8 protein-coding genes are annotated in these 10,614 nt (G+C 70.2%); 1 reads left to right on the top strand and 7 read right to left on the bottom strand.

All coding sequences use genetic code 11. The annotated features are described in order from the left end of the window. Window positions 1-166: 166 nt before the first annotated feature. The 5 genes from C1I95_RS27445 to C1I95_RS27425 form a co-directional block, all read right to left on the bottom strand. Window positions 167-1,009, bottom strand: a complete 843-nt coding sequence (locus tag C1I95_RS27445; protein WP_111218036.1) for a hypothetical protein — start codon at window positions 1,007-1,009, stop codon at window positions 167-169. Window positions 1,010-1,141: 132 nt separating this feature from the next. Then, complete coding sequence (locus tag C1I95_RS27440; RefSeq protein ID WP_111218035.1) at window positions 1,142-2,680, bottom strand: FAD-dependent oxidoreductase; 1,539 nt, start codon at window positions 2,678-2,680, stop codon at window positions 1,142-1,144. 16 nt (window positions 2,681-2,696) lie between these two features. Continuing rightward, window positions 2,697-4,013, bottom strand: a complete 1,317-nt coding sequence (locus C1I95_RS27435) for an ABC transporter substrate-binding protein (protein ID WP_111218033.1) — start codon at window positions 4,011-4,013, stop codon at window positions 2,697-2,699. Between the two features lie 33 nt (window positions 4,014-4,046). Then, window positions 4,047-4,979: a carbohydrate ABC transporter permease gene (locus C1I95_RS27430; RefSeq protein ID WP_111218031.1), complete on the bottom strand. Its 933-nt coding sequence runs from the start codon at window positions 4,977-4,979 to the stop codon at window positions 4,047-4,049. Beyond that, window positions 4,972-5,898 (bottom strand): carbohydrate ABC transporter permease, encoded by a 927-nt coding sequence (locus C1I95_RS27425; RefSeq protein ID WP_111218029.1) that lies wholly within the window; start codon window positions 5,896-5,898, stop codon window positions 4,972-4,974. Before C1I95_RS27425 ends, C1I95_RS27430 begins: the two co-directional genes overlap by 8 nt. A gap of 272 nt (window positions 5,899-6,170) precedes the next feature. On the opposite strand from C1I95_RS27425, the gene C1I95_RS27420 reads away from it, so the two are divergent. Beyond that, on the top strand, window positions 6,171-7,331 hold the full coding sequence (locus C1I95_RS27420) for a LacI family DNA-binding transcriptional regulator (protein ID WP_111218027.1): 1,161 nt from the start codon (window positions 6,171-6,173) through the stop codon (window positions 7,329-7,331). Between the two features lie 101 nt (window positions 7,332-7,432). Here C1I95_RS27420 and C1I95_RS27415 read toward each other — a convergent pair whose 3' ends face one another. Both C1I95_RS27415 and C1I95_RS37440 read right to left on the bottom strand, forming a co-directional pair. Beyond that, on the bottom strand, window positions 7,433-8,962 hold the full coding sequence (locus C1I95_RS27415; protein ID WP_111218025.1) for an FGGY-family carbohydrate kinase: 1,530 nt from the start codon (window positions 8,960-8,962) through the stop codon (window positions 7,433-7,435). Continuing rightward, on the bottom strand, window positions 8,962-10,566 hold the full coding sequence (locus tag C1I95_RS37440; RefSeq protein WP_233513915.1) for a fucose isomerase: 1,605 nt from the start codon (window positions 10,564-10,566) through the stop codon (window positions 8,962-8,964). The genes C1I95_RS27415 and C1I95_RS37440 overlap by 1 nt, the downstream gene beginning before the upstream one ends. Between the last annotated feature and the right edge of the window lie 48 nt (window positions 10,567-10,614).

Here is a 10,614-nt window from a genome sequence, read left to right as displayed (position 1 = left end):
CCACTCCCCACCCGCCTCGCGCCGAGGAAACCACGCCGGTCGAAGGGGGCCCGCCGCAATGCGGCTCCGTATGGCCCGTACGGCTGCACGGATGACAAATGGCCGGCGGCCGTTGCGAAGCGTGGTTGATCTGGAGCGCAGCGACTGACACCGCCGAGCAGGGCGGTCAGCGAGTTGTTGGACTCTTCTCGGCCAGCGCCGCGATGGATGCCGCCATGTCCTTGACGAAGGCGTCTCTGGTCGGAGCGGCAATGCGATCCAGGGACAGGTAGGGGTTGAGGTCCTCAAGTTCGACGAGTAGGAGTTCGCCGGTTCGCGTACGGCACGCGTCGACGCGCTGAATGCCGTGGCTGATGTCGTTCCAGTCGATGAACAGCTGCGCGAACGCCAAGTCGGCATCGGTCGGTTCGTAGGATTCGAGCAGCCACCGCTGGTCGGAATGAGGCGCGTACAACGCGTACTCGAAGGTGTGGTCGACGAAGTAGAACGAGACCTCGTACTCGAAATCGACACGCGGCTGGACCAGTAGGTTGTCGTAGTTCAGGTCCGGCAGTTGCTCGCGCTGAACGAACTGGAGACCGACGGAGTCAGCACCAAACTTCGGCTTGGCCACGTACTCGGTGACCTGTGGCAGCCGGTCGATGTCCGCCAACCGGTCAACGGTGGGGATGACGGGGTAGCCGGCTCCGTACAGATCCAGCAGGTACTGCTTGCCGGCCATGTCGGCCTTGCCGGTCAGCTCGGTGAAGACCCGCACAGCCGCCCGCCGCGCACGAGCACGGAACTCGTCGTGCTGATCCTGGTAGTACAGGACGGGACCGCTGTTGCGCACCACGACCACGTCGAAAGAGTCCATCAACTTAACTGCGTCGATCGGGTGGCACAGGGCAATGTCGAAGTGCTCCCGCAGTCGCGTAGACAAGAAGATGTCCTCGTCGCAGTAGCGGCGCCCGCGTGCCTCGTATGCCAGATCGGTGACGTAAAGGACACGGGTTCTACGGAGCGGCACGGGTTCTCCTGTTGGTCGAGCGTGGGGCGGTCTCCCCGAATCCTGCGCGAAGGAGTTTAGGTTGCCCGCGATGAGACTCGACCCGCCGTAGGGCACCGGCCCGACCCGCACGAGCGGGCCGGTGCCGTACTCCTACAGCCGGGGTGCGGTGCCGGTGAAGGTGCCCGCGTCGGCCAGGTACTGGGTGGAGATCCTTCCCTCGTCCAGTGCCTGACGGACCGCCGCGACGGCCGCCTCCCGCTGCTGCCGGACCTGCTCCGGGTCGCGGCGCAGCGAGGCGTTCTGGCCGGCCAGCGCCGCCTGCAACCGCGGCACGTCGACCTTGCGGGGCTCCACTCCGTCGATCGCCGCGACCGCGGCGGCGGTGCCGGCGGCCTGGCCGATCCCCATCACCCCGCCCTGGGTCCGGAACGAGCCGTGCGCCTCGTGGGTGGCCGAGATGGCGCGGCCGGCGATGACCAGTCCGTCCAGCCGGCGCGGCACCAGGCAGCGGTACGGGATGTCGTACGAGTCGTCGAGGTCGCCCCAGGTGCCCTGGTCCTTGTCCTCGCCGTACCCCTCCTTGCCCTTGAGGTTGTGGATGTCGATCGGGAAGTAGCCGCGCGACACCACGTCGGCCACCTTGGTGCCGCTCATCACCTCCTCGCCGGTGAGCACGTGCTCGCCGAGAATGTGCCGGCTCTCCCGGATGCCGATCTGCACGCCGGTGGCGATGAGCCGGGCGTCCGCGAAACCGGGCACGTTCTTGATCAGGTACTCGCTGAGCGACATCACCTGGCGACGGCCGTCGATCTCGCCGCGGGTCAGGCTCTCCGCGTCGGTGCCGTCGACGCCGCTGATCCGGGTGCTGTTGAAGTGCAGCACGCCGGGGTGGGTGGTGGTGAGGAACAGGATGGTGTCCCGGCCGAGGTAGAGCTCACCGGAGTCCAGGCCCCGCCGGATCAGGGTCTTGAAGCCCTGGCCGACGAAGTGGTCCTGGGGCAGGCTGGCCGCGTAGGGCTTGACGGCGACGAGTTCGGAGGCCCACTCGAACTCCTCCGGGTGGGCATCCATGTAGTCCTTGACGGCCCGAGTGTCGACGCCGGCCATGTCGAACATCATCGTGCCGGGCTGGGCGGTGCTGTCGTCGACGCTGCGGCCCAGCACGAACTCGGCGCCGGCCAGCGCCGCCACGTCGCCGTCGCCGGTGGCGTCGACGACCACCTTCGCCTGGTAGTCCAGGTTGCCCGACTTGTTGGTCACGGTGACACCGACGACCTTGTCGCCGTCCTTGCGCACCCCGCTGACGAACGAGTGGAACAGCGGTACGACGCCGGCCTCGAGGGCGAGCGTGAGGGCCGCCCACTTGTACGCCTCACGGTCGTAGAAGCACAGGTACGCGCCGCTGCCGTGCGGATTGGTGGTGCGCAGGTGACCGGTGCTGCCGGCGATCGACATCATCCGCTCGACAAACTCCTGCGGGATGCCCCGCACGACCTGTTCGTCGCCGAAGTGGAACGGGGAGATCGGGCCGAGCGCCGCACTGGTCGGCATGCCGCCGAGGAAGCCGTACTTCTCCACCACCAGCGTACGGGCGCCCTGGCGGGCCGCGGCGATGGCGGCGATGAAGCCGGAAGGTCCACCGCCGACGACGATCACGTCGTACGAACGCTGCGGGTCGGGTTGAGGCATCCGGATATCCACCGGCTCACTTCCTGTTCTGGTTGTACTGGTTCTGGACCTCGGTCAGCCCGGCGGGGATGGCGGTGCCATCGAAGACCATCTTCTGGGCCGCCTTGACCAGGTTGGTGCTGAGTTCGCTGTAGTCGGCGGGGTAGACGGAGACCTTGCCGTCGGTGGCCAGGTAGTCGCGCCAGTCCAGGAGTTCCTTGGCGTTGCTCGCCTGGGCGACCGCCGGCTGGTCGTAGACGCTGCGGAGTACCGGCAGCACCCCGGCGGCGGCGAACTTGGCCTGCGACTCGGCGCTCAGGTAGTACTGCATGAACGCCCACACCTGCTCGGGGTGCTCGGTGTTGGCACCCATCGCGAGGGTCTGTCCGGCGACCGCGGTGGGCAGCCGGCGTCCCGCGGTCACGCCGGGGACGGGGGTGGTGACGAGGTTGTCGCCGACGCCGTCGGCGGAGCGGGTGGCGGCGACCCGGAAGCTGCCGGCGACCGCCATCGCCACGGTGCCGGCCTTGACCCCGTTGACCACCTCGTCGGCACCCATGGTGAGCACCTCCCGGCCGAAGGCCCCGGCGTCGGCGAACTTCTTGATCATCGCCATCGCCTGGGCCCCGGCGTCGCTGGCGAAGGCCGCCTTGCCGTCGGCGCCGATGACCGTGCCGCCGTAGCCCGCGGTCAGCGGGTCGAACTTCTCCATGAAGTCCGCGCCGAGGGACTGCTCGGAGAGGCCGATCGCGAAGCCGGTGACCTTGTCGCCGGAGGCCTTGCGGACCGCGGCGCCGGCCGCCACCGCCTCCTCGATGGTGGTCGGTGGGGTGACGCCGTACTTGTCCAGGATGTCCTTGCGGTACCAGAACAACCAGACCCGCGACTCCCAGGGCAGCGCCATCAGCTCACCGTCGATCTTGGCGCTGTCGACCGGGAAGAGGTAGTCGGATCCGACCTGGGCCAGCCAGTCCTTGGCGAACTTGTCGATCGGCTGGACGCTGCCGCCTTCGACGTGCTGGGCGAGCTGCGGGAGGTAGATGTTGACGATGTCGGGGCCACCGCCGGTGTTGGCCGCCCGGATCACCTCGCCGTCGATCTTGGCGTAGTTGATGCTGGTCACGGTGACCTTGGCGGCGCTCTGGCTGCCGTTGAACCCGTCGACGATCTCCTGGAGCGCTTTGCCGCGCGGGTCGGTGCCGGTCGGGTCGAGGAAGGTCCAGAGTTGCAGGTTGGCGACTCCGTCACCGGAGTCGTCGTCGGAGCCGCAGCCGGCGAGGCTGGCGGTGCCCGCGGCGGCGATGGTGGCGGCGCCCAGCATCAACAGCCGCCGCCGGTCCAGACGAATGCTCATTGTGGTCTCCAAGGGCTCGGGGCTGAGTGAGGGTCAGCCCTTGCTGGCACCGGCCGAGAGGCCGGCCACCAGGCGACGTTCGAACAGGACGAAAGCGATGATCATCGGCAGCAGGGTGACCATGACCGCGGCGGTCAACTGGCCCCAGACCGTGCCGTACTGGGTGAGGTAGGTGTAGAGGCCGACGGAGATCAGCCGCAGGTCCGGATCGCTGACGAAGGTGCTGGCGATCAGATAGTCGTTCCAGACGTAGACGAAGGTGATGATGGCGGCGGCGCCGAGGCCGGGCTTGGCCAGCGGCAGCACCAGCCGCAGGAAGGCACCGGCCGCGGACATGCCGTCGACCCGTCCGGCCTCCTCGATCTCCACCGGAATCGACTCGAAGAAGCCGCGCAGGATCCACACGATGGTGGGCACCTGCCAGGCCGAGTAGATGACGATCATGACGACGTAGGTGTCGTAGACGCCGAGTTTCACGGCCAGGTAGTAGAGCGGCACCAGGACCGCGATGCCGGGGACCATCGAGGTCATCAGGATGAAGAAGAGCAGCCCGGCCTTGCCGCGGAACCGGTAGCGGGCCGCCGAGTACGCCGCCGGAACCGCGATGACCAGGGTGACCAGGACCGTGACGACGCTGACGATCACGCTGTTGAGCAGGTTCAGCGGGATCTGGGAGTGGAACAGCACCGCCTCGTAGTTCTCCAGGGTGAGGTGCTCCGGGATCCACCGCACCGGCGTGGCGAGCACGGTCGACTCCGGTTTGAGCGAGGTGCTCAGTCCCCACAGCAGCGGCAGGACGGCGAACCCGGAGGCGGCCAGCAGGCCGAGGTAGATGCCGGCCCGCCGGGCCCGGCTCAGGCGCCCGGTGGCCGGGCTGCGGCGGGCCGCGTCGCGTGGTGCGGCGGCGGGCGACCCGGAGGTCCGGGCGCCGGTCGAGGTCGCGGGGCCGGTCAGGGTGTCAGGCATCGTTCTTCCCCTTGAGAACCCGGATGTACGCCACACCGAAGACGATGTTCAGGACGAAGAGCACGACGCTGTACGCGGCGCCGATGCCGATCTTGAAGAACTGGAAGGACTGCAGGAACGCGTTGAGGCTCAGCACCTGCGTGCCGGAGAACGGTCCACCGCCGGTGAGCGTGTAGACCAGCGTGACCATGTTGAAGTAGAGAAGGGTCAGCATGATCACGAGGATCAGCAGCGTCGACCGGATCGCCGGCACGACGACCAGGAAGAACGACTGACGCGGGGTGCAACCGTCGACCCGGGACGCCTCGATCTGCTCGGCCGGGACGGTCTGCAACGCGGCGAGGCAGAGGATCGTGGCGAGCGGGTAGCTGAGCCAGACGTTCACCACGATCAGTGACGCCATCGAGCCCCAGGTCGACGCGAGCGGGCCTTCGCCGCCGAAGACGCCGTGCAGCGGACCGTACTGGCCGTTGAGCAGCCACTTCCAGAGCAGCGCCGCGACGGTCTGGGAGACCACCCACGGCAGCAGGATGACCACCCGGAACAGCCGGACGAACCGGATCTGCTTGTTCAGCAGGACCGCCAGCCCGAGGCCGAGCGGCACGGCCAGCAGCAGGGAGACGGCGACGTACACGAAGGTCCGGGCGATGTCGGCCCAGCCGGCCGGCCCGAGCACCGTGGCGAAGTTGTCCCAGCCGATGAACTCGACGGTGCGCAGGGCCCGGGTCCGGTAGACGCTGAGCCGCAGCGCGTAGCCGATCGGGAAGACCGACACGAGCGCGACGAGCACCAGCGCCGGCAGGTAGAGCGCCACCGGACCGAATCGGCGTCGCCGGGCCGGGCCACGGCCGTCGCGTGGTGCGGCGGCCGGCGGCGGCTGCTCCGGGCCGGCCTGCACCACTGTGGACGCGGCGCTCACCGGCGGGCACCCGACCGGTGCGCCACGACCAGAACACCGACGATCGGCGCGCCGACCGCGGTGGCGATCGGAAGCCCGCCGGTGGAAGGTGGCTGCGGGAGAATGGTGACCATTGAGGAGTACCTCCTGAGCCCGCTGTGGGGTACTATCTTGGAATCGATTTCAGGATGGTTTCGCAAGAGTTAACGCCCCCAGCGGGGCCGTGTCAAGAGCCGATCCTGATCGCGTACAACCGGAGCCCTCGGCGGCTCGACGAACCGGAGAGGTACCCGATGGCCAACATCTATGACGTGGCGAAGGCGGCCGAGGTCTCCCCCGCCACCGTCTCCCGGGTGCTCAACGGCGGCAGCGTCAGCTCCGAGCGCGCCGCCCGCGTCCGGGCCGCCGCCGAGGAGCTGGGGTTCCGACCCAACCGGGTGGCCCGTGGCCTGCGCAGACAGCGCAGCGACGTGCTCGCGTTGATCATCTCCGACATCGAGAACCCGTTCTTCACCGCGCTCGCCCGGGGCGTGGAGGACGTGGCTCGGGCCAGCAACCTCTCGGTGGTGCTGTGCAACGCCGACGACGACCCGGAGAAGGAGGCGGAGTACCTCGACGTCGCCCTCGCCGAACACATGGCGGGCGTCGTCATCTTCCCGGCGTCGCATGCTGAAACCGATGTCACCGCCCTGCTGGACCGCGGGGTTCCGGTCGTCGCGGTGGACCGCTCCCCCGAGTCGGCGACCATCGACACGGTCACCGCCGACGACGAGAACGGCGCGTACGCCGTCACCCGGCACCTGCTGGACGAGGGATACCGCCGGGTCGCCTGCATCACCGGCCCGCGCGCCTCGTCGGCGGCGATGGTGCGGCTGCGTGGCTTCCTGCGCGCCCACCGCGAGGGCGAGGCGCCGCGACGGCGACCCCGGGTGGCGTACGCCGACTTCCGGGTCCGGGGCGGCTACCAGGCGATGAGCGAGCTGCTCGACCTCGCCGAGCCGCCGGACGCGGTGCTGGCCACCAACAACCTGATGGCGGCGGGCGCCCTGGCGGCGCTCCACGACCGTGGCCTGCGACCGCCGGAGGTCGGCGTGGCCGCGTTCGGCGACACGTTCTGGTCGCAGCTGGTCCGGCCGGCCCTGACCACCGTGCGGCAGCCGGCGTACGAGATCGGCCAGGCCGCCGCCGAGTTGCTGCTCAAGCGGCGGCATACGCCCGACATCGAGCCGCAACGGCTCGTCCTGCCGACCCGGCTGGAGATCCGCGGCAGTTCCCGCCGCACCGCCGCGACCGAGCCGACGCCGACCGCCGGTCCGGCGGCCTCGGCGGACGCGGTGGTGGGCGCCGAGCAGCCAGCCGGCCCCGGCCAGCCGACGGGCCAGGCGACGGGCCAGGTTCGCGCGACCGGGCGCGGCCGGTTGACCCGACCGCGCCGGCCGGACGCCATGACGTGACCTCCGGCCCCCAGTGGCGTGAAATCGATTTCCAGGCCGGTCCAGGGTCAGCCGCCCGGTGCCTGGTTCCAGGGCCGGGCAGCCGGCGGTTTCCGGGTCGGTCAGCCCTGCGGCGCCCCGGCGGAGCCGTCGTCGACCGCGGCCGCCCGCTGTAGCCGGGCCAGCGCGTGCACCTCCTGTCGGGTGTTCGGATACAGCGACGTGTAGTGCTGGAAAAGGGTGTCGTAGGTGGCTCGGGTCGCTGGGTTCGGTTCGACGAGCCGGCCAGCCACCGTCCAGTCGGTCTCGGGCGGCACCAGGCCCGCCCCGATGGCCGCCAGCAACGCGTCGCCGTAGCTGGCCCCGATCGTCACCCGGGGCACCTGCTGGCTGCGCCCGGTCACGTCGCTGACGATCTGGGTCCACAGCCCGCCCTGGGTGCCGCCGCCGACCGCGACCAGCCGGCGCACCGGATTGGCCTCGGTGTCCAGCAGGTCCAGGATCTGCCGGATACCGAACGCGATCCCCTCGTACACCGCCCGGAACAGGTGGCCACGGCCGTGCCGGAGGGTGAGCCCGGCGATGACGCCCCGGGCGTCCGGGTCGAAGATCGGCGTACGTTCACCGGCGAAGTACGGCAGCACCAGCAGCCCGTCGGCGCCCGGCGGGATGCCGGCCGCCTCGTCGACCAGCGTCTCGAACGGCACCTCACCCACCAGGTCACGCAGCCAACCGGTCAGGCTGCCGGAGGTGGCCATCCCGGCCGCCAGGCAGTGGTCGCCGGGCGCGACCCCGGCGGTGTTCCAGAGCTGCGGATGACGGGCCAGTTCGCGCAGCACCTGCACGAAGAACATGGTCGAGCCGTACATGAGCATCAGGTCGCCGGGCGTCCGGACGCCGACGCTGACCGCCTCCGCCCAGGCGTCCACCGTGCCCGCGCAGACCGGCGTGCCGGCCGGCAGCCCGGTGGCCTCGGCCGCCGCGGCGGTCACCGTGCCGACCACCTCGGCCGACCAGGCCAGCCGGGGCGCCGGCAGGCCGGCCGCGATCTCCTCGTACCACGGTTCGTGCCACCGCCGCGCCTCGACGTCGTACCAGGGCACACACTGGCTGGCGGTGTGGTGGTCGATGACGTACTCGCCGGTCAGCCGGCCGACCACGTACGAACTGGAGTTGTGCCAACGACGCGCCCGCGCCCAGACCTGCGGTTCGTGCCGACGGACCCAGAGCGCCTTCGGGCCGACCGCCTGGGTGGTGATCGGCGCGCCGCACCGCGCCAGGACGGCCTCGGCGCCGTACCGGTCGGTCAGCTCGTCGATCTCGGCGGTGGCCCGCATGTCGATGCCGTAGAGGATCGCCGGCCGCACCGGCCGGTCGTCGGCGTCGCAGAGCACGAGGCAGGGGCCGACCCCGCTGACGCAGACCGCGGCGATCGGCGCGCCACCGGTCCGGGCGGTCAGCTCGGCCGCGATCGAGGTGACGTCGCCCCACCAGACCGCCTCGGCGTCGACCTCGGCCCAGCCGGCCCGGGGCATCGACATCGATCTCGGCCGGGGCCGCACGGCGGTGGCCAGCACCCGCCCCTCGGCATCGGTCAGGACGCCCTTGCTGCTCGCGGTGCCCAGGTCGATGCCGATCAGGAGCGGGCCCATCAGATCCGCACGTCCCCGCAGAGGTGCACGGCCACCCCGAGCGCCTCGAACATGGCCGCCTTGGCCAGCAGGGCCCGGTCGGCGCTGGCCGCGTCGAGCCCGTACGCCACGTTGAGGTGGTTCGCCTTGTGCCGGGCCATCAGCTGGTCGCGGCCGACCCCGTGCAGCACCGCATGCATGATCGGCCACTGCGGGGTGGTGGCGTCCAGCCGGCGGCGGGTCTCCTCCGCCGGCAGCTCGACGACGGTGCCCCGACCGAGGTCGACGTGCAGCACCCCGTCGGCGATGAAGACCCGGGACCAGACGATCTCGCCCGGCCTCGACACCCCGCTGAGGGTCCCGCCGCCGAGCGGGAAGTACATCGGCGGCTGCCGCATGCTGTAGCTGTGCTGGTAGCCGCCGTTGTGCGAGGCCGGCACCGATCCGGAGATCTCCATGACCCAGACGAACCGGCCGTCGTGGTCGTCGCCCCACCGGATGTCGTGCAGCGTGGTCGCCGGGTCGAGCCCCATCGCGGTCCAGATCCGGTTGGTCACCAGGGAGTCCACGGCCACCCCCTCGTCGACCTCGTTGAAGTGCGGCAGCGGCCGGCCCGGGTAGAGCTCGCGCGCGCCGTCGCGGCTGCGCACCGGGGGTCGCTCGACGTTGTTGAGCAGCCCCTCGGCGAGATCACTCGCGGGCACGGTGTCCTTGAGCCCCTGCTGGTACTGGATGCCCACGGCGTCCAGGCCGAAGTCGTCGGAGATCCGCAGCGCGGCGACGTACATCCGGAACTGGCTGAGCAGCTGCGCGTCGGTGAGTTCGGTCGCCTCGTCGGTGCCGGTGTGGAAGGTCATCCCGGCGGCGTCCAGCCAGTCGCGCACCGCCTGCGCCTCGTCGTCGCCGACCCGGGCCATCTCGGCGACCAGGGCGCTCTGCGACAGCCGCTCCTTGTAGATGCCGAGCGGGTTGAGCAGCTCGTCGTCGATGATCGCGTTGTACATGCCCATGCAACCCTCGTCGAAGACGCCGATGATCGCCTTGTCGCGGCGCAGCTGTGCGGCCAGCGCCCGGCCCAGCTCCACCTCCGGGGTCGTCGGCAGTTGCGGCAGGTCGCGTACGTGGCTCTGGTCGTGGGTCAGGGTCCCGGTCGCCAGCCAGGTACGCAGGCCGCGCACCGCCCAGTCGTCGGTGAAGTCCTCGCTCCACAGGATGGAGTGCGCGACGCCCGCCTTGGTGAGGCTCGCCGTCAGGTTGAGCAGGCCGACCAGGCCGGGGAACTGACCGCTCCAGTTGGCCACCACCAGAATCGGCCCCCGATGGGTACGCAGCCCGGCGAGCACGTGGTGGCTGTACTGCCAGACCGCCTCGGCGACGATCAGCGGCGCGTCCGGCGGGATGGTGCGGAAGACCCCGATGCCCTGGCGTTGGCTGGCGATGAAGCCATGCCCCTCGATGGTGTCTTCCGGGTGCGCGCGCCGAACCTTCCAGCCGAGAGCGTCGATCGCTGCCGCCAGGTGGTCCTCGAACTGCCGCTGCGCTGGCCAGCAGGTGACGTTCGCGGACCGGCGCAGATCACCGCTGGCCACCGTGTGGACGACGCCGGGTTCCTGTCTCTTATCCACATCTGACGCTGCCGACGACCGCATAAGTGTAGATCCAGGTGGTTGCCC

This window comes from Micromonospora craterilacus (assembly GCF_003236315.1).
GTDB lineage: Bacteria > Actinomycetota > Actinomycetes > Mycobacteriales > Micromonosporaceae > Micromonospora > Micromonospora craterilacus.
The sequence above is the reverse complement of the archived record's forward strand: the minus strand, read 5'-3'. Positions and strand labels throughout refer to the sequence as shown.